This window comes from Pseudoalteromonas sp. SR41-1, from assembly GCF_014164015.1.
GTDB classification, from domain to species: Bacteria; Pseudomonadota; Gammaproteobacteria; order Enterobacterales; family Alteromonadaceae; genus Pseudoalteromonas; species Pseudoalteromonas distincta.
Window position 1 is genome coordinate 38,869 of sequence record NZ_JACJEK010000023.1, and the last position, 19,931, is coordinate 58,799.

Sequence of the window (19,931 nt, forward strand, 5' to 3'; positions counted from 1 at the left end):
GAGTGAACAACTCAAAACCGTTACTTTTTATCCATAAAAAAGTTAACTTGCGATAAGTTAGTTAAATATTCTCGCCTTACGTTTTTATTCTCAGCTAGCTTATCTAAGTCACCAATTAGGGTAACTAGTTTATTATGGGAATGGCTGCTTGTTTTTTTAAACTCGTCTTGCTTTTCGTCGCTCTCAACACGCTCTTTTTTATTCATGTTGTAGCTGTTTTCGTTTTCTTCAAGCCAAATATCGTCAATTAAACGAATGTCGCTTTTACTAATGGTTTGTTCTTGCATCGCCATTTGCAGCTCGTATTGATTGGTTTGCGGATTAAACTCAAACATTTTTGTATCAACATCAACCTCGTGAGACTGATCAAGCCCCACAAGCTCTTTATTTTTAACGGCGGTGTTTACGTTATAACTCTCTTCTTTGTCGTAATAATCAGGGCGACTGTATTGATAATCAAAGTGGCTACTTACATTTTTACTTTGCGTTACACCGCTAAGCTCCCCTAATTGGGCTTGTTCAGTCGCTTGGCTTAGCTCAATTGTACTTTTAGGTTGATAGTCGCCGTTATCAAGCGCATAAGAAAATGTAGCATCAAAATCAGCGAGCTTAGAAATCCCCGCTCCTAATGTATTCGGCGCTTTATTACCTAGCCCTTGGTAACGGCTATCGTTTGCGACCATGTTATCAACTAAATCGGCTACCATAGCGCGCCCGTCATTAAAGTGCTGATCTGCAAGCGACTCCAAATTGCTATAACGCTCAGCCGCCGACGACATACTCGCAAAAGCGCCTTTAAATAATGCAAAGCCCTGCAGCATTGCTTCGTCGCCTTTTCGCCCAAATGCCGACTCTTTATCGTCTTTGGTACTGTTTACTCGGCTATCTTCTAAGCTTTGATCGAGCGACGCTAAATACTGCTGCATTTGCTGCGTGTCTTTAGCGCCAATGGTTGACATATTAAGTGCAAAATCAATGTCGTTTTGCCCACCTGCGGCTTTAAACACAAGTGCTTGCTGGTTTGATGCTTCATCAATGGAGTAACTTAAATCAAGCGTGTTTTCTCCTGTATCAAGCGCATCATTTTGAGTTGTTGAAAACGACACATTAAAACCGGCTAACTGTTCACTATTAAAGTCCGCTAAAAAATCTAAGCTCATGTCTGCTTGATTTGGCACTATAAGAGGGTTGAATGAATTTTCACTCACTTTAAAAAACTCATCGGCCATTTCGCCAACACCCGCCATAACCTGCGTTAAAGCGCCATGTTCAGCCTCAGATAAATTACCATTAACTTCGTAACTTATGCCAAAGCCATCTATCGCTTCACCGGTTTCTTCGTCATAACCTTGCGATGAGTTAAAGGTAATGTTTATAACATCACCCTCTTTAGTTTTTACCGAGAGCTCAAACAGGTAGTTATCGTCATCCTCGTATTTTGCGCGATTAAGGCTTTCCATGTATGGATTAAGTGAGCGCTCAACACGTTGCTGGCTTGAGGCTAAAAACGTTTTTTGCTCATGCCCAAGCTGACCTAAACTCGATAAAATATCGCTGGTATTAGCATAAGCACCCTGAATATTTTTAACCGACGTATTTAATCGCTCAATTAATTGGGTGCTGTTTTCGTTTTTTAATAACCCCTCATGCTGAGAGCTTATTACGGTGCGCAAGACGAGTTCTTCATCGGAGAGTTTATAGTTAAGCGTGCTCGGCGTGCTTGAAATAGTAAATAACGAGATAAGTTGCTGCTTTAACACGTCCTCTACCTTTTGATTACTGGCTAGTGCTTCATCAAGAGTTTCATTATTTAGCTGGCTTAATAACTCATCGGATATTTTGGGGGCGTTAGTTTGTAAATCATTAATAGCTTGAAGGTCGCTACCGGTTAGCAGCGAAGGACTCACAGAGCTCTGGTTAGTGCTATTAACTGATTGGGCAAGTAAAGTGCTTAAATTAGACTGGCTGCCAAGTGCATTATTAACCATGATTATCCTTAATCTCTAAACCCTATTAAGTAACGTATCGGGCGCTTAGTTAAAAGCTTTAGCTTAAGGAGATATTTTTTACCTATTATTTATACAAACAATAGGCCTAACTCTTAAGGCCTATTTTATTCGCTTACTACCTTCATCTGTTTCTTTTATTCTTTTTACTAAAAAGTCGACCGCCGCTTTCACCTTTGGTACTAAATAACGCTGTTTTTGATATAACAAATAAACCGCCATAGTCGCATTTTGGCTTATCGCTAATTCATGCTCAAACTTAAGCTCTTGCAACTGGCCAGACTCAAGGTATGAGTCGAGCGCCCACCGAGTTGACATTAAAATGCCCTCGCCATTACACGCTTTTTTAGCCAGCCACGATCCGTTATTTGAAATAGCGACCGCAGGCCCAGAAACGTCGTGCCATTGCTCATCCACTTTACATAACCAAGGCGTTGGCCCCGCTGGCGTTTTAAAATAAAGACCACTGTGGCCCTTTAATTCCATAACATTAGTAGGTACACCGTATTTTTGTAAATAGCAGGGTGACGCAACAGGAATAAAGCCGTTATCCATTAGTTTTATTGCTAGCACGCGTTCATTTGGCGCATAGCCACCGCGAATAGCAATATCAACATCGTCACGCCCAAGTGTCGACAGCTCATCACTTAAGCTAACATCTAATATAATTTCGGGGTATAGCGCGCTAAATTCATCAAGCAGAGGCAGTAGTATTTTGTCACCAAAACTCACCATTGAGCTTATACATAATCGCCCCATTGGTGTTGTTTGATAACTGCGCACAGTTTCATGGCTTTGCTCTAGCTGATTTAATATTTGCTGAACATCGTTATAGTAAATTTGCCCAACTTCGGTCAATTTAACTATGCGGGTCGAACGCTTTAAAAGCGTCGCCCCTAGGCTTTTTTCTAAATCAGCAACTCGCCTCGACAACGACGAAGGCGGCACATCAAAAGCTTTGGCGGCTTTGGTAAAACTGCCCGTTTCAACCACCTTAATAAAATACCGTATGGCTTTTAGTTGATCCAAGTTGCCTCTCCATTAAATAAAATTCTTTATTGTCTTAAAGACAAAAGTGATTCGCATTTTCCCCTATATATAAGCAAATTAAAACAAGTAATAATGTACTCAACCTAAAGACAGGGACTTAAATTGCATTTTTTGGCAATGAGTATCTTCACGTTAATGATGGAAAGCTGACTTATGATTACTTTGCACGGTTTTGCTGCTAGCAACTATTACAACCTAGTTAAACATGTACTTTTACACAAACAACTGCCATTTAAAGAACACCTTGTTTACGGCGGTAGCGAAGAGTTATTAGCAATCAGCCCTGCAGGCAAAGTGCCTGCAATCACAACAGCTAACGGCCTTAATATTTCTGAGTCGAGTGTTATTTGCGACTTTATAGAAGAGTCGTACCCACAAACCCCGCTATATCCTGAAGATGCAGGTGAGCGCGCAGTTGTACGTCAAATTATGAAAATGGCAGAGCTTTATTTTGAACTGCCAAGCAGACGGTTTATCCCTTATGTATTTTCAGGCGCTGAAGTACCCGATACAACTAAAGCCGAAGTACGCCAAGTATTAACGCGTGGCGTAACCGCTTTGAGTAGCGTGTGTAAGTTTTCACCTTGGATTGCAGGCGAGCAATTTACAATGGCAGACATTTACGTTTATTACGTAAACACCATTGTTAGCGCCTTTGGCTCAAGCCAGCTTGATTGGGATGTACTTGCACAAGTACCCGGCATGAAAGAGTGGAACGAATCAATGAGCCAATTAGCCATTACCCAAAGCATAGAGGCCGATCGGCAATCAAATATGGCTGAATTTATGCAAAAAGTGAAAGCGCAAATTCAAGCAGCAAACGCTAAATAACGCGTAGCTATAAAAGTATCTATTCTAATTTTTAATTACTAAGACAGATCGCCAATACAATAATGTTATTGGCTTAACAAATTTAATTCTTTGCAGGAGACACCTATGACAGATAAAAATATCCAACTTACTTCAACTATCAGCGAAGACAATAAACTTACACTTGCCTTAAAAAACATCGAGATGCCAAAGCCAAATGCCGATGAAGTGGTTATTCGTATTGAAGCTGCACCATTAAACCCATCAGACTTAGGCGTTTTATTCAGCGCAGCTGATATGTCTACTGCAAAGCAATCGGGTACTGATGAAAATCCAGTAATTACTGCCGATGTTCCAGCTCAATTTATGCCATCACTTAAAACTCGTGTTGGAAAAGCAACCCCTGTAGGTAATGAAGGCGCAGGCACCGTAGTAGCTGCGGGGTCATCACCTGCTGCACAAGCATTAATGGGTAAAACCGTTGCAGTAATTGGTGGCGGTACGTATCGTCAATTTATATGTGCCAATGTACAAAGTTGCCTAGAGCTAAAAGAAGGGACTACTGCTAAAGAAGGTGCATCATCTTTTGTTAACCCACTTACCGCACTAGCAATGGTAGAAACCATGCGCGCTGAAGGCCATAAAGCTATTATTCACGCCGCAGCGGCCTCTAACCTTGGCCAAATGCTAAACCGTATTTGTATTGCCGATGGCGTTGATTTAATTAATATTGTTCGCAAACCAGAACAAGAAAAATTACTGCGCGATATGGGTGCAAAATATATTGTTAACTCAAGCAGCGACACTTTTCTTGCTGACCTAACAGCTGCAATAATCGAAACCGGTGCAACTATAGCGTTCGACCCTATTGGTGGCGGCCAACTAACAAGTGACATTCTTAACTGTATGGAAGTTGCAGCTGCGCGCGATATGAAAGAGCACACAATTTATGGCTCTGATACATTTAAACAAGTGTACATTTATGGCGCACTAGACCGCGGCCCTATTACACTAAACCGTAACTTTGGCTTTGCTTGGGCTGTAAACGGGTTCTTGTTATTTAATGCTTTAGGTAAATTAGGCACAGATACAGTAATGAAAATGCGCAAACGCGTTGCTGATGAAATCACCACTACATTTGCGAGCAACTACACACACGAAGTGTCATTAGCTGAGGTATTACATTTACAGTCAATCGCGGCTTATTCTAAACAAGCCACCGGCGAAAAGTACTTAATTAAACCTCAAGCTTAATTAAATATTAAGCAGATGCTAATTAGGTATCTGCTTTTTTACGTTTAAATATACGCACTCTACTATTGCTAGGTTTGCAGTTAACGCGTCCTTAAAAGCCTGTCATAAAACCATCACAAAAACGTAATTTACTGAATTTTTACACATTGTTTGCACCTTTTATTCTTATAGTTTATCCACTTTAATAAAATAATAAGCGTGCCTACATGAATATAAAACCTTTTATATTTTATTCAGTTATTGCCTCTACTACATTATTGTATGGCTGCGGCGGTGCTGAGCAAACTACCGACACTAGCACAGAGCAAAGTACTGATTCATCATCAACAATCACGTCAACTGGCTTAGTTATAAATGAAATTGTCGCAAGTCCAAGTGATACCTCCTACGATTGGATTGAGCTATATGCCACTGAAGATATAGCCGATTTGTCGGTATTTTCACTTGTTGATGATAACGCCGACAGAGAGCCTCAAGCATTACCCGCAGTAGCGCTTTCGCAAGGTGAGTTTATTGTTATTCAAGCCATTGATGAAACCGACACACCGCCCGATAACGGTTATTACGTTACCTTTAAACTAGGTAGCGACGACGCTGTTACGCTTTATGAAAATGGCACTGCGGTGTCTGTACTTGATTGGGAAGAAGGCGAAGCCCCTGAAGGTTTTAGCTACGGCTTATACACCGACGGCACCGGCACCGCGCAAACATTAACACCAACACAGGGCGCAGCTAACCAAACAGCCGACACCTCAACACTTGTTACCACGCTAATTGCTGAAGATGCCCCACTGCGTATAAACGAAGTAGTAGCAAAAGACAGCAGCGGCTCCGAGGACTGGATAGAGCTTTATGTAACAAGCAGTAGCGATGTTTATTTAGCTGACTACACACTAAGTGATGACAATAACGAGCAATTTTCCCTACCCGATATTACTTTAGCACCCGGAGAGTTTTATCGCATTTACGCCAGCACCGATGATTTAGGCGACCTCCCAAGCGTAGCGTTTAAATTAGGCTCAAGCGATACCGTAAGCCTTTACAGTAACAATGTAATTATAGAGCAGTTATCGTGGAAAAAAGGCCAAGCGCTTAGCGGTTACAGCTATGGCCGCTACCCAGATGGCAGCGATGCAACAGCGGTATTAACTCCAACAGAGCTTAGTCAAAATAGCAAAGCAACTCACGGACCACTCGTTATTAACGAAGTGGTGGCAAGCGCTGCAGACGATGGCAACGACTGGTTTGAGCTATACAATAACAGCGAAAATACTATTAACTTAGCCAACTACCAAGTTATTGATGAAAGCGACGACATAGACCCAGTAACCCTGCCCGACATAGATTTATACGCAGGCCAATACATTACTATTTATGCCACCGATGAAGATCCAGGTACTTACTACGTACCCTTTAAACTAGGTAAAGAAGACGAGTTAAGCTTAATACTCAACGATGAAGTAATTGACTACATTGATTGGAACGAAAGCGATGTAGCCACAGGCTTTAGTTACGGCCTAAGTAACAGCACCGACTTTACTCATGCGTTTTTAACCCCTACTCCAGGTAGCGAGAATACCGTTGCAACCGCATTTACACCCACAGCTGTTAATACGCTTTCTATTACAATTACCGACGAAAACTGGCAAGACATTCTAGATAACCCACTTGATGAGGAATATCACGAAACTGCTATTACTTTTAACGGTGTAACACTCGATAGCGTGGCTATTCGCACTAAAGGCGGCTCAAGCTTAAGCAGTGTTGCCAACTCTAGCAGTGACCGATACAGCTTTAAGGTCGACATTAACGAATACGTGTCGGGCCAAAAGTTTTTTGGGCTAAAAAAATTCACACTGCAAAACTCGTTTAACGACCCGTCGTACATGCGTGAAGTAATTGCCTACGACCTAATGGATGAAATGGGCGTACCAACGCCTGAGCATGCTTACGTTAACTTTTATGTAAACGGCGAACTATTTGGTTTGTACTTAATGGTAGAAGCCATAGATGGTGAGTTTGTAGAAAAACACTTTGCCAACAGTAACGGCGATTTATACAAGCCTGATGGCACAGGCAGCGATTTACTATGGCTAGGTGACGACATACAAAGCTACACCGACATAAACTTACAAACCAACGAAGACACCACCGATAACGGCGCATTTATTAACTTTGTAGAATCGCTCGATGACGGCGAAACCAGCGCCATAGAGGTAGATACACTTTTACGTTATATGTCGGTTAGCACTTCGCTTTCTAATTTAGATAGCTACCACGGTACGCTTGCTCATAACTATTATATTTACGATGACGATGGCGTATTTAGCATTTTGCCATGGGATTTTAACGAGTCATTTGGCACCTTTAACATGAATTGTAATGGTGTAGATGTAAGAGAGCTCTACATTGATGAGCCAGTAAGCGGCGCATTAAATGAGCGCCCGTTAATCGCTAATGTATTTGCCGAGCAAAGCAACCTTGATGTGTACCACAGTTACTTAACGCAACTTATTAATGGTTCACTTTCAAGCGACACATTTAGTGCCCGCGTAAATGAAATAGCCGACTTAATCCGTGAGCACGTACAAAACGACCCCACTAGTTTTTACGGCTCAGATTACTTTGAGCAAAACCTAACCTCTACTACGGGGCAGTTTTACGGTTTAACGTCGTTTATGCAGTACCGCGTAGCAAATATGGCCGCGCAGCTCGATGGCACATTGCCTTCAGCCGGCGACGGCAGCGGCTTTTGCTCTAGATAAACAACCCATCCTTCATGCAGTGCCAGCACGCTGGCACTGCACTGTATAACTTTGCAATTTAATAATCTGAGAAAATTATGACAATTCAAGCACGTTTAAAGGATGAATTTTTTGAAAAGGACGCTTCAATTGCACCTGTAGCAATTACTGCAATAAACACTAAAAATAAGCAGGCCCAACCTGAAAAGCCAACCGCTGATGGCTCATTATCAACATTAATTAACGAGCTACTCACCCCGTTTGAAGGCTACGGATTAAAAGATCTTAATAACGCCAACTTAATGAACCGTGTAGACAGCAAGTTTATGCTACCACTGTCTTTTTTACCTGAGCTACTAACTCACTTACAAGGCCAGTACCGTGTGCTTGATATACAAGGTAAGCGTTTATTTTCTTACTATAATCAGTACTTTGATACGCCCGAGCTTGATTTATACAAAGCCCACCATAACGGTAAGCTTAATCGATACAAAGTGCGCCAAAGACGCTACGTTGATACCGCCACCGAATACCTAGAAGTAAAACTAAAAAACAATCAAAGCCGTACGGTTAAAACACGTATCAAGCTCGAAAAAAACAACGAGCAAGCTCATTGTACTGCGTTTATGAAAGAACAAATGAAAAACAGCTTTGCACATTTAAACGTAACCCAACAAAGCGGCTATAACCGTATAGCTTTAGCCAACGAAGAAAAAGCCGAACGCTTAACGCTTGATTTTAACCTGTGGTACAACACCCCAAAGGGCGATAACAAAATAACCCTACCGGGCTTTTTTATTGCCGAACTTAAGCAACGTAAAAAAACAAAACACTCGCCATTTTATAAGCTGATGAGCAAACACCACATATTCCCTGCCTCGTTTAGTAAATACTGCATTGGCTGTGCTTTGCTCTACCCCGAGCGCTTAAAAGTAAACCGCTTTAAACCCGTTTTAGCCCGTTTAAAACACCTTAACCGCACTAACCCGCTTTTACCTTTAGAGAATAATTAAAATGACAAAATTAGATCTTATTTTTCTTTCCCGTTTTTTAGTAAACATCCTATCGCTGGCTGTACTTTGCTATGGCTGTTACTTTCGCATAAGTAAAAATGCAGTGGTGGCAGGCTCGTTTATTTTATTTGGCGTAGGCGTTTTTATTATTACCTTTTTGCTGCATGGCGTTGATATGTCAATGGAATTTGCATTTGGTCTATTTGCCGTATTTACCATGCTAAGGTACCGCACTGAGTCTATTTCGATTAAAGAAATGACTTACTTATTCCTTGTTACTGCTATTGCTTTACTTACCTCTGTAGGGCAAATGAGCTTAATTGAGCTAAGTATTCTTAACGGCATAATTTGCTTAATTGCCTTTGTAATTGACTCAAGCATATTTGTAAAACGCTACGAAGTACAAAACGTTTGCTACGAGCGCATAGAAAACATAACCCCGCAAAACCAAGCCACACTCATCAACGATTTAAAACTGCGCACAGGCCTAAACGTAGTTGCTGTAGACATAGAGCACATCGACTTTTTAAAAGATGTAGCCCAACTAAAAGTGAGCTACTTAGCCGAAAAACAAACAAAGGTAGCCTAACATGACCTCTAAACTAACTATTTCTACCGTGGCGCTTTCAACACTTTGTTGTTTTGTTAGTAACGCAAGCTTTGCCAAAATTAACGACGATATAGATTTAAGCGGCTATATCATGCTCGACTACAACAAGTTTGATACCTCATTATTAGAGGAGCAATACGACAGCAGCAGCTCAGAAATACGCCGCGCTCGCCTAAGTTTTAAATCAGACATAAGCAAAGACTGGAAAAGTAAATTTCAGCTTGGCTTTGCCGATGGCGAAACCGAAATAAAAGACGCCTACCTAGAATACTCAGGCTGTAAATATGCTGATTTAACCATAGGCCAGCAAAAAGAAGGTTTTGGCCTAGAAAAACTAACCAGCTCTCGTAATTTATTAATGCTTGAACGCAGCATGATAAGCGAAGCGTTTTCGCCAGGGCGAAGTTTAGGTATTAGCCTTTCAGGAGAGATAGCCTCAGTAAATTGGCAACTTGGTTATTATCAGCCCGACGAAGACGAAGCAACATCAGCTATTACAGGGCGGGTAGCCTGGGTGCCATGGCAGCAAGATACCAACCTATTACACTTAGGCGTCGCATTTAGTGAGAGGCAGTACGACGGTAACGAATTTAGAGTAAATGAGCCACTTGAAGTTTATACCGCCGACTCATTAATAGAAGGCGATAAAATTAATGCCGATAACCTCTCGCAGCAAGGTATAGAGCTGTTATGGATTAAAGACAGATTGACCATGATGGCCGAGTGGCAACAAGCACAAGTAACCAGTATTGAAGAGTCAACCAATGATTACGAAGGCGGCTATTTGCAATTTGGTTATCAACTAACGGGCGGATACCGCAAGTATAAAAACGCAAAACTAGGCGCAAGCTCAGAGCCAGGCTGGGAGCTCACTGGCCGCTATAGCTTACTTAAGCTCAAGCAAGAAAACCAAGACGCAAAAACCTACGCACTTGGTGTTAACTACACCGTAAACAAAAACATAAAGTTTATGGCCGACTACATCAAAGCCGACTACTTTGAGGCGGGCGGTACTATCACATCGGGCAATGCAATCTCATTAAGGCTGCAATATTCGTTTTAATGCGCTTGCGTGTTAAGCCAGTTAATCTAAAACTATAAAGCCCTATGCTAAACGTTACGTTTAACACAGGGCTATTTTAATAGAGCTGTTATAAACTCTCTAAAGGTAACTTATCAGGCTGGTACTTATCCCACTAATTACAGTAAGGCAATTTAAGCTTGTGAGCTTGCCACTCCCCTCGTTCATTAATGGTGACCGTTCAATAAAAATGAACAACTTAAATTAGTGAACAAAACTTGACTGGCGTTCAATTTATATTTATGTTCATAAACAATGAACAGTTAAATTTAGTGAACAAATGATGGGCCACGAGATAATACAGGCAGCTATTGAGAAATTAAACTTGCAGACGAGTTTAGGCGCAGAGTATAAAGCTTTTAAAAAAGAGTGTACTGAAGGCGAACTCGCTTTGCCTTATGTTAAAAGCAATTTAATTATTAAATGTAAAAAGCACCTAAATATAACCACCTTACAAAAGTATATTGCTGAATTAAAAATAAAAAATCAGATAACCAATGCCCTATTAATTACTGAGTACATCAACCCTAATCAAGCAGCTCTATTAAAGGAGCAAAATACATCCTTTATAGACCGAGTTGGTAACACGTATATTAATTGCTCCCCAATTTATATTGATATTCAGGGAAATAAGCCCGAAAAAGCCCACAATGAAATAGCCTTAGCCAAACAATTAGGTAAGGCATTTCAACCCAAGGGTATGAAAGTAGTATTTATGTTTTTAGTGCAACCGGAGCTGGTAAATAAACCCATGCGCACAATTGCAAAGATGGCCGAGGTTGCACTGGGAACGGTTAAACAAGTAATTGACGATTTAATATATCAAGAGTTTATAGTTCAAAAAGACCAACACACTAAAACAATCAACAATTCAAAAGCTTTACTAGAGAAGTGGTTAAACGCTTATCCTGTAACTGTTGAAGCTAAATTAAAACAAGAAATCTTCACTACTGATAACACGGAGCTACTACAAAAACTTGAACTAAATAATGTAAATGCCATATGGGGAGGCGAATATGCTGTTCAACAATATGATGATTATTTAAATACAAAAAATTATCTAATTTACGTAAGCCCTGAACATAAAAAAGTCATTTTAAAAACTGCACGATTACGAAAAGTAAAAGCAGAAGATAATATAAACGATGCAGTAACAAAAGTAGTTTTAGTGGAGCCATTTTTAGCTATAGAAAAACTTGTTGGGTCAAAGACTCATTTAGCACACCCGTATTTAATTTATGCTAATTTATTAGCTAGTAGAGACACAAGAAACATAGATGCTGCAACGAGGTTTTATGAAAAGCACATCGCTTAATGTTGTTGGTAAATTACCACGAGGGTTAGTTGGCCTTTATCAAAAAATAAACGCCCATACTGAAGCATTAGGGATCCCTTACCTAGTCATAGGTGCTACCGCCAGAGACATTATACTCCACCATGGCTACGGTGCTGCAATTGAGCGAGGTACAAGAGATATTGATTTTGGTATACAAGTCCAAAACTGGGACCAGTTTGAACAGTTAAAGGAGCATCTGCTAAAAAATGGTTTTACCCCTGATCAAACAAAAGTACACCAGCTAGTAACTACCGTTCCTAACGGTGAGCGCTGGGAGATTGATATTATTCCATTTGGAAATATTGCTGGTGATGGTAACTCTATTACTTGGCCGCCACAGCACGATATTGGAATGTCAGTAACAGGCTTTAACGAAGCATTTAAACATGCCCTAGACGTAGAAATTGCCAATAACCCCAATCTTAATATTAAAGTTGCATCGCCTGCTGGGATGCTATTGTTGAAGTTAATTTCATGGCTAGAAAGGGAGCATAGCGTTAGACGTAAAGACGCAATGGATATTTTTTATCTCACTAGGCACTACTCAAAAATACCTGATATCGCAGATTCACTTTATGAGGATGACTTTATGGACGCTCAAAACTATGATGAACATAAAGCGAGCACAATGAAACTAGCCACTGATGCTTGCAGCATCGCTAACGAAGAAGTTCTTTCATTCATTAATGAAAAATTGTTCAATATTGAGTCCAAAGTAGACAATTTAGTACTAGATATAAGCAGAGCAGTTCAAATTGAATATAGTGATGCTGAAGAGCTTTTAAGTATTATTTCTGAGCAGCTAAATACTGCTTAACTGTTTCAATAGCTCCTTTGTTTTATATATAAAGTAATCGCTATTGAAACCGCCGGATGCAATTTTCTTATTCCCATAAGTTACTAAAACAGCTTTGCTTATATTTTCTTTCTCATTCAAGCTTGGAACAGGGCTTTATATAAGGCGAGGCTTTGATAAGTGAATTTCCAATAGGAAGTTGGAATATTTCCCATTCAATGCTGGAATTGAGCTTATTTCTCAATTAACGCTGGAAGGGATCACCCGTACGTTGCTAGCCACTCAAGTACATTAAAGGTTTAAGGATATAGTTAATTTGATAGGCGTACTCTGGCAAACTTCGCTAGTGCGACATCAGCAGGCACTGGCAAACCTTGATGTATGAAGTCAAAATTTGACTCTTTTGACCCAAAAATTGTTGGCTAAAATAGGCGACGCAGGAGCAAAAGCCCACTGTTTTTAGTCCTTATTGATTTTCTTGTTAGTTGAGCTTTTTAACAAATCGAATTTCGTAATGATATAAATAGGTTCTTTTTTATATTCGACTTTATAAAGATATTGATTTTTAAGAAAATTAGTTTTCTCTTTTATTAAGCTAATTTGCTCCCATGGTATAAAAAAACTCTTGGGAAATAGTAGAATCAGCATCCGTTTTTGGCTTATAAATACCCCTTGCTCAAATGATTTGATATTTAGCCAAGTCCTATATTCACTATTTTTCTCACGAGAAATATCTGCAATATTTGTCAGGTACATACTGCGTGATTTAAAAATAGATGAATCCGAAATGCTTAAATCCGTTTTATATTCTCTAGCTAGTTTAGGGTAATACCCAATAGTGCTTTGGATATAATTCACTAAAACATAGAACAATAAAAATGGAATTAAGCCTATAACAAAGTCCACTTTTAAATACTCCGAAAACTTGTTCCGTGCTGCTGACTAGGTTGAAGCCAACTAACATCCCGCTTAGGGGCAATAACACGTGGGCTAAAATTTGGAGCGAAGCGACTGAGTCCACGTATTACTGTCCCAGGGAGCTTGCGACCGACTTAATGTGATTTTTCAACGTTTAATTACCAATCAGCTGCATACTGTTTATTTGCTTTAAAAGCCTCGACTTCTAAAGGTGCTTTGTCATAACCAAATTCAGCTATGTCAGAGAAGTGCTGAGTTATCACTTGATCAAGACTAGATCTTTCGATTTGTAGCACATGAACCAATTCATGAGCCAATTTTGGCCTATTGAGCTCATATCCATTACGAACATAAATGGAATACCCGAAAGCCTGAGCATTATTGGTAATACCTTCACCAATAAAACCTAATGCTTCACCTAGTGCTTTTAGAGCGAAGTTTTCGTATGGAAACAGTACTTCTTCAACATATACAATCCTAACTTTCTCTGGTTTTTGAATTCCTATATCAGCTGCCAAAGCTAATTCTCGTGAATTTAGCGGACCTCCTGACTCCGAGCCTTTTTTTTCAGTTTCATAAGCCCAGTCAACATACTGCGGTATCAATATGTCTGAGATGATTTTCTGGTATGACAGTGCTGCACCAATAATTAAAGCAAATAATATTATCACTGTAAGTTTGAAAAATTTCATTCAATTCAAATCCCTTTAAAAATTCCTACTAACTTGCAAAACAACATAACGCCGCGTTAAGTAGTGAGTGACGCCTACGTCTAACCTAAACCATTACACCGTAAACACAAAACTCATTTGAACCAAGAATGCCATGCGTTGCGAATCTGCCTTAAACGCTTTGTTATGTGTTCATTCCATGTGCAGGGCTGATTCTGGACATGATAACCATATCTATATACCGTCCACTTTTGAATGTACTCAAACGCTTAATGCCCTCAGTTTCAAAGCCTACCTTTTCATACAGAGCTTTGGCTGAAAGATTATCAGCATGAACCTCTAATTCAACACGAACTAAATTAAGCCAATTATCAGCTTGATTGATTGCTTCATGCATCAAGGCTTTTCCGACACCTTGTCCGTGACTTTCAGGGTGAACAGCGATGGCAATAGAAGCAGTATGCTTATCCCGAACTTTATCCGTTAGGAATAGCGTCACGTGTCCAACCACCTTACCATCAACTTCTGCGACTAACGTGTATTGATTTGATGCTGAAAAGAGATTTGAAACTTGCGAAGAGCTCAAAAAAGGAAGTTGTGATGTATTTGCCATTACTTCCGTAAAGCTATAAATATTATGAAGATCTTTATGATCAAATTCTTCTAAGTGTCTAATTTTCAAGTTATATCCCTACTGTAAGATCTGCCGAACACCTAGCAATTTAATAGTACGCTCATCAAGCATATTTCTGCCGACATAACGCTCATCTATCTACTTTATATAGTTTTAGCAAATTACCTAAGGTATTACTATAACTAAGTTTTCTAAAGTTTTTAGGTGAAGTTAATAATCCAATTTGCGCGCAGCGCGCATTTTCATGAATATATGCGCAAAAAGCAGTTTGACCAATCAATTAACTACTATATTTAGCCAATCTCAATAACTGGTTTTCGCTCATAACCGCCTTAGAACATTTGCATTGCGACATTTATCTTGGCCGCTAACACCGCTCTATTAATATGAGGTACAACAATAAACCGCTATCCATACAGTAATAAACCAAAAAAGATAAAGTATAGAATTTTAGTTGGGAATCTCTGTTTAATTAGTTTAAGCCTAAAAACGAAATTTTGTCCCCTATGAAAAGAACCCAAATAAGGAACGGAAGCACCATCGCTACAAGCACTGCCACATATGGCTCTTCATTCCAGATGTGTGATAAAACATTCCAAAGTTGGATGAGAAAGAACAAAAAGATCCTCTTTGATCAAACTACTCAATAATTGTACTAAATAATGCAATTAGTCATAAATCTGTAACTTTGATCCGTGATAATCTCTATCCGATAAATGAATAGACTCAAGAAGATTAAGTAAGATGAGTACACCCTTAGTGCAACTAACATTTGCACTGCAATCATTTGATGATTCTATGTCTGCGGCAATGAGCCACGCTATGGAATATGAAAAGCTATCGCTAAAAGCCAATGCTGCGCATAACATTACGCTGCAGTGTGTGTTGCCTGATGGCGCAAATGAGAGCGATGTTATTTCACTAAGTGCAACGCAGCCCAGTGCGCGTGGGGCGCAGTATTTTACTGAAAAAACGCTGAGCAATGCAGACCTTGAATCTGGTACTGTAAATCTTACTTTAAGTAACATTACACAAAGCCAGTGTTTTGTAGTGCAAATGATGCTGCACGGAAAAAACACGACCTTAAAAGAAAGCCAGCAACTCGATGTGTACATTAAAGCATTTGAGCAAGGCTATATTCCTGAGCAAATAAAAACTGAACATACCAAGTCACAGGGCGTTCGTAGCTACTTTGCAAGTATGGGCTCTACGTTTTTATCGCTGTTTTAATGCTGACAGCACTTAAATTACGCTACTTAGACGTTATTAATCAGCAAAACTTACTTTACCCATAGTAACTCCCGCAATACCTTGTGCGGTGTTACTTAGGTGTTGCTGCTCTCCGGCTAGGCATTCGTTTGCTAAAATAGCAAATAACACGGCCTCTTTTGCGTCGGGGTTTATACCTAAATCGTCGGTATTTTTAAAAGCCTTAATACGTGGGCAAAGCGCTGTAAGTTGCGCCATTAGTAATGGGTTATGAATACCCCCACCACTTGCATACACCACACAATTTTGTGCGCGCTCTGCACACTCGTTTAATGCATTTGCTATAGCGGTTGCTGTAAAGGTATTTAAGGTGGCCATTACATCTTCATGGCTTAAGTGCTGTGTATTTGTAAGCTGCTGTGCGGTGTTTAAATACGCTAAGTTAAATACCTCAGGCCCTGTGGTTTTAGGCATTGGGAGTTTAAAAAATGCGTTATTACACAATGCATTTAATAATGGTGTATTTACCTTGCCTGCTTTAGCTATTTTTGCGCCATCGTCATAATGCATATCTTTAAAATGTTGCTGTACGTAGGCATCCATAATGGTATTACCGGGGCCAATGTCGGAGCTAAACACACGGTTTGCATCACCATTTTTGGGTAAAAACGTTAAGTTAGCTATGCCGCCCATATTTAGCAAAATCCGACTCTCCACAGCGCTCGAAAAATACAAATAATCGCCATACACAGCAAGTGGTGCGCCCTCGCCTCCTGCGGCTATGTGTTTTTGCCTAAAATCACCAATGGTAGTAATACCCGTAGTAACGGCTATTTGGTCGCTATCGCCAATTTGTAACGTGCCATTAGTAAAGCTTTTATGATTATGTTGCGACTGTGGGCAGTGGTAAATTGTTTGCCCATGACTGGCTATAACATCAATACTTGCCGGGTCTATTTGCCAAGTATGTAAGCACTGGTTAACCATATCGCCATGGAGTTTACCTACCCACGGGTGCAGTAAAGTTACAAGTTCTAAATCGCATTCTCTTTTGGCAAATACCTGCTTTATTTTAGTTTTATAATCGTCGTTGTAGTCAACGGTGGTAAAATTTAAAACCTCAATGTGAGTATTTAAGCCCGCGCCCGTTATTTTACACAGTGCAACATCAAGCCCATCCAACGAGGTGCCGCTCATTAAACCAATAATTAAACGGCTTGGTTTTAGGGCGCTGTTATAAAGCGCTTTAATGTGAGGGTGCATAATGGCATCTAAAATAGGTGTAATATTTTGCTTATATTAGAGGACTTTAAAACAAAGTAATAGCCGTAAAGCGTTTAATTTAGGTTCTGATTGTTTAACTCTTAAATGATTGTTAAGTTAGTGTGCATACTAAAAATTTATGAAAAAATATGATCACCCTCAGAGAGTTTAAAGCCCAAGACGCGCCTTTTATTATTAACACCTTAAATGATGAACAGGTAACGCGTTATTTATCGTCAAAAATTCCGTTTCCGTATACGCAAGCCGATGCTGATTGGTGGATAAACCAAGGCTCAAAAAACGGCATTATTAAGGCCATTGTTGTAAATGGGCAATTTGCGGGCTGTATTGGTATAACTCCCGGCGAATTTGAATACAAACGCAGTGGCGAAATTGGTTATTGGCTTAATAAAGCCTATTGGGGGCAAGGTATTATTACTCGCGCTATTGAACTTATATGCAATGAAGCGTTTGCAAGCTCACACTTAAACAGAATTTTTGGTGCCGTGTTTGCTGGTAATACCGGCTCTATGAAAGCACTTACTAAGAGCGGCTTTGAGCAAGAGGCTGTGCTTAAACAGGCCATTTATAAAAACGGGGTATTTTACAACAATCATATATTTAGTAAGCTCAAAGCAGACTAATTACTCTAATTAAATTTGCGCAAAGGTTGAATTATCAACCACCCGCCCAAAACTCCTTTATTAAGGTACGCATTGTACATATTCATACTGCTTAGCCGCGCATTATTGTTTAGCTGAACACGATTTTTAAAACGTAAACATTCGGTAAGTAGTTTATTTATATTAATAGGAGATCTTATATGTCTACGACTAGTCGCCAACTTACTCTTGAATCACGCCCTAATGGCGCTCCAAAAGATGAAAACTTTAAATTAAAAACGGTAGAGCTTCCTGCATTAAAAGACGGCGAAGTTTTACTACGTACTATTTACCTATCGCTAGACCCGTACATGCGTGGTCGTATGAGCGATGCTAAGTCGTATGCTGACCCTGTTAATATTGGCGATGTAATGGTTGGCGCAACAGTGTGCCAAGTAGAAGAGTCTAAAAACGATAAGTTTAACGAAGGCGAATGGGTACTTGCCTACACAGGTTGGCAAGACTACGCCATTACCGACGGCGAAGGCTTAATGCAGTTAGGTAAAGAGCCTGCAAACCCTTCATACGCATTAGGTATTATGGGTATGCCTGGCTTTACTGCTTACATGGGTTTACTTGATATTGGCCAGCCTAAAGAAGGCGAAACCGTAGTTGTTGCAGCAGCAACAGGCCCTGTAGGCGCAACGGTTGGTCAAATAGCTAAAATTAAAGGCTGTAAAGTAGTGGGTGTTGCTGGTGGTAGCGAAAAATGTGCACACGCCGTTGAAAAACTAGGGTTTGATGCCTGTATTGATCACAAAGCTGATGACTTTGCAGAGCAGTTAGAAAAAGCCTGTGATAAAGGCATTGATGTTTACTACGAAAATGTGGGCGGTAAAGTATTCGACGCCGTACTACCATTACTAAATACCGCAGCACGCGTACCATTGTGTGGTTTAGTATCGCAATATAACGCTACTAGCTTGCCAGAAGGCCCAGACCGTTTAGGTATGCTAATGGGTCAATTGCTTACTAAGCGTATTAAAATGCAAGGCTTTATCATTTTTGATGATTACGGCGACCGTTACGACGAGTTTGCACAAGACATGCAAAAATGGCTACAAGACGGAAAAATTCAATACCGTGAGCACATGGTAGAAGGTATCGAAAATACAGTAGACGCGTTCAACGATATGATATGCGGTAAAAACTTTGGTAAAACTGTGGTTAAAATTAATAACCCACTTTAATTTTATACGGCTTGTAAGGCAAAGCCATTACAAGCCAAAAAAGGACTGACATGATTAAACTACACCATTTAAATAAATCCCGTTCTAAACGTATAATTTGGCTTTTAGAAGAACTAGATGTTGACTACGAAATTGTGGCTTATCAGCGTAATAAAGACACATTTCTAGCACCTGACGAACTAAAGCATATTCATCAACTTGGTAAGTCACCGGTAATTGAAGACGGCGGTTTAATTATTGCTGAATCAGGCGCTATTACCGACTACCTTATTTCTAAATACGGCAACGGTAAATTTGCTCCAAAAGTAGATACCGCTGAATATGTTGACTACCAGCAATGGCTGCACTTTGCAGAAAGCTCAGCAATTTTACCGCTTTTACTTAAAATGTTTGTACTAAAAGACGGCGCTAAAACGCAGTTTTTAGAAGGCTATGCCGACGCTGAAACAGCTAAAGTAATTAGCTACTTTAACGACCGCCTAGAAGGTAAACGTTATTTAGTGGGCGATACCCTAACGGGCGCAGACTTTATGATGTCGTTTATTGTTGAAATAGTTAAAAACTCAGGTCAATTAGCGCACTTTAAAAACCTCGTTAAATACGACGAGCAATTACAAAGCCATGAGAAGTTTCATACAGCTAATGAGCTAGAAGCAAAGTACGACTAAACCTTTATATAATATT

The 19,931-nt window shown here is 40.0% G+C and carries 18 protein-coding genes; 12 read left to right on the forward strand and 6 right to left on the reverse strand.

What is annotated here, in order from left to right; all coding sequences use genetic code 11:
- Positions 1-20: 20 nt before the first annotated feature.
- Together H5118_RS17720 and H5118_RS17725 are read right to left on the reverse strand one after the other, a co-directional pair.
- Positions 21-1,988, reverse strand: a complete 1,968-nt coding sequence (locus H5118_RS17720) for a hypothetical protein (protein ID WP_182749603.1) — start codon at positions 1,986-1,988, stop codon at positions 21-23.
- Between the two features lie 120 nt (positions 1,989-2,108).
- A complete protein-coding gene (locus H5118_RS17725) occupies positions 2,109-3,035 on the reverse strand; it encodes a LysR family transcriptional regulator (protein WP_182749604.1) in 927 nt (308 codons plus the stop codon).
- A 174-nt stretch (positions 3,036-3,209) separates the two neighbouring features.
- Here H5118_RS17725 and H5118_RS17730 point away from each other — a divergent pair, with 174 nt between their 5' ends.
- The 8 genes from H5118_RS17730 to H5118_RS17765 all read left to right on the forward strand — a co-directional run bounded on the left by H5118_RS17730 (position 3,210) and on the right by H5118_RS17765 (position 12,721).
- Complete coding sequence (locus H5118_RS17730) at positions 3,210-3,887, forward strand: glutathione S-transferase family protein (protein WP_182749605.1); 678 nt, start codon at positions 3,210-3,212, stop codon at positions 3,885-3,887.
- Between the two features lie 105 nt (positions 3,888-3,992).
- Positions 3,993-5,120 (forward strand): zinc-binding dehydrogenase, encoded by a 1,128-nt coding sequence (locus H5118_RS17735; protein ID WP_182720700.1) that lies wholly within the window; start codon positions 3,993-3,995, stop codon positions 5,118-5,120.
- 206 nt (positions 5,121-5,326) lie between these two features.
- Entirely contained in the window at positions 5,327-7,885 is a 2,559-nt protein-coding gene (locus H5118_RS17740; RefSeq protein ID WP_182749606.1) for a CotH kinase family protein, read from the forward strand.
- 77 nt (positions 7,886-7,962) lie between these two features.
- Positions 7,963-8,877, forward strand: a complete 915-nt coding sequence (locus H5118_RS17745; protein ID WP_182749607.1) for a polyphosphate polymerase domain-containing protein — start codon at positions 7,963-7,965, stop codon at positions 8,875-8,877.
- 1 nt (position 8,878) lies between these two features.
- Positions 8,879-9,466 carry a DUF4956 domain-containing protein gene (locus H5118_RS17750; RefSeq protein ID WP_182749608.1) on the forward strand — a complete coding sequence of 196 codons (588 nt, stop codon included), beginning with the start codon at positions 8,879-8,881 and terminating at the stop codon, positions 9,464-9,466.
- A gap of 1 nt (position 9,467) precedes the next feature.
- The gene (locus H5118_RS17755; RefSeq protein ID WP_182749609.1) at positions 9,468-10,550 is read left to right on the forward strand and encodes an OprO/OprP family phosphate-selective porin; all 1,083 of its coding nucleotides are present in this window, start codon (positions 9,468-9,470) and stop codon (positions 10,548-10,550) included.
- 298 nt (positions 10,551-10,848) lie between these two features.
- Complete coding sequence (locus H5118_RS17760) at positions 10,849-11,883, forward strand: type IV toxin-antitoxin system AbiEi family antitoxin (RefSeq protein WP_182749610.1); 1,035 nt, start codon at positions 10,849-10,851, stop codon at positions 11,881-11,883.
- On the forward strand, positions 11,864-12,721 hold the full coding sequence (locus H5118_RS17765) for a nucleotidyl transferase AbiEii/AbiGii toxin family protein (RefSeq protein ID WP_182711907.1): 858 nt from the start codon (positions 11,864-11,866) through the stop codon (positions 12,719-12,721). The genes H5118_RS17760 and H5118_RS17765 overlap by 20 nt, the downstream gene beginning before the upstream one ends.
- 438 nt (positions 12,722-13,159) lie before the next feature.
- Here H5118_RS17765 and H5118_RS17770 read toward each other — a convergent pair whose 3' ends face one another.
- The 3 genes from H5118_RS17770 to H5118_RS17780 form a co-directional block, all read right to left on the reverse strand.
- Complete coding sequence (locus H5118_RS17770) at positions 13,160-13,606, reverse strand: hypothetical protein (protein ID WP_138685222.1); 447 nt, start codon at positions 13,604-13,606, stop codon at positions 13,160-13,162.
- A gap of 170 nt (positions 13,607-13,776) precedes the next feature.
- Positions 13,777-14,310, reverse strand: a complete 534-nt coding sequence (locus tag H5118_RS17775; RefSeq protein WP_182749611.1) for a hypothetical protein — start codon at positions 14,308-14,310, stop codon at positions 13,777-13,779.
- 163 nt (positions 14,311-14,473) lie between these two features.
- Entirely contained in the window at positions 14,474-14,971 is a 498-nt protein-coding gene (locus tag H5118_RS17780; protein WP_182749612.1) for a GNAT family N-acetyltransferase, read from the reverse strand.
- A gap of 696 nt (positions 14,972-15,667) precedes the next feature.
- Here H5118_RS17780 and H5118_RS17785 point away from each other — a divergent pair.
- On the forward strand, positions 15,668-16,153 hold the full coding sequence (locus H5118_RS17785) for a hypothetical protein (protein ID WP_010554987.1): 486 nt from the start codon (positions 15,668-15,670) through the stop codon (positions 16,151-16,153).
- A gap of 36 nt (positions 16,154-16,189) precedes the next feature.
- Here H5118_RS17785 and H5118_RS17790 read toward each other — a convergent pair whose 3' ends face one another.
- On the reverse strand, positions 16,190-17,395 hold the full coding sequence (locus H5118_RS17790; RefSeq protein ID WP_182695254.1) for an anhydro-N-acetylmuramic acid kinase: 1,206 nt from the start codon (positions 17,393-17,395) through the stop codon (positions 16,190-16,192).
- Positions 17,396-17,544: 149 nt separating this feature from the next.
- On the opposite strand from H5118_RS17790, the gene H5118_RS17795 reads away from it, so the two are divergent.
- The 3 genes from H5118_RS17795 to H5118_RS17805 all read left to right on the forward strand — a co-directional run bounded on the left by H5118_RS17795 (position 17,545) and on the right by H5118_RS17805 (position 19,915).
- Positions 17,545-18,039: a GNAT family N-acetyltransferase gene (locus H5118_RS17795; RefSeq protein WP_182749613.1), complete on the forward strand. Its 495-nt coding sequence runs from the start codon at positions 17,545-17,547 to the stop codon at positions 18,037-18,039.
- A gap of 179 nt (positions 18,040-18,218) precedes the next feature.
- Positions 18,219-19,247, forward strand: a complete 1,029-nt coding sequence (locus H5118_RS17800; protein ID WP_182693830.1) for an NADP-dependent oxidoreductase — start codon at positions 18,219-18,221, stop codon at positions 19,245-19,247.
- A gap of 50 nt (positions 19,248-19,297) precedes the next feature.
- Positions 19,298-19,915, forward strand: coding sequence for a glutathione S-transferase family protein (locus H5118_RS17805; RefSeq protein ID WP_002962787.1), 618 nt, complete (start codon positions 19,298-19,300; stop codon positions 19,913-19,915).
- The last annotated feature ends 16 nt before the right edge of the window (positions 19,916-19,931 follow it).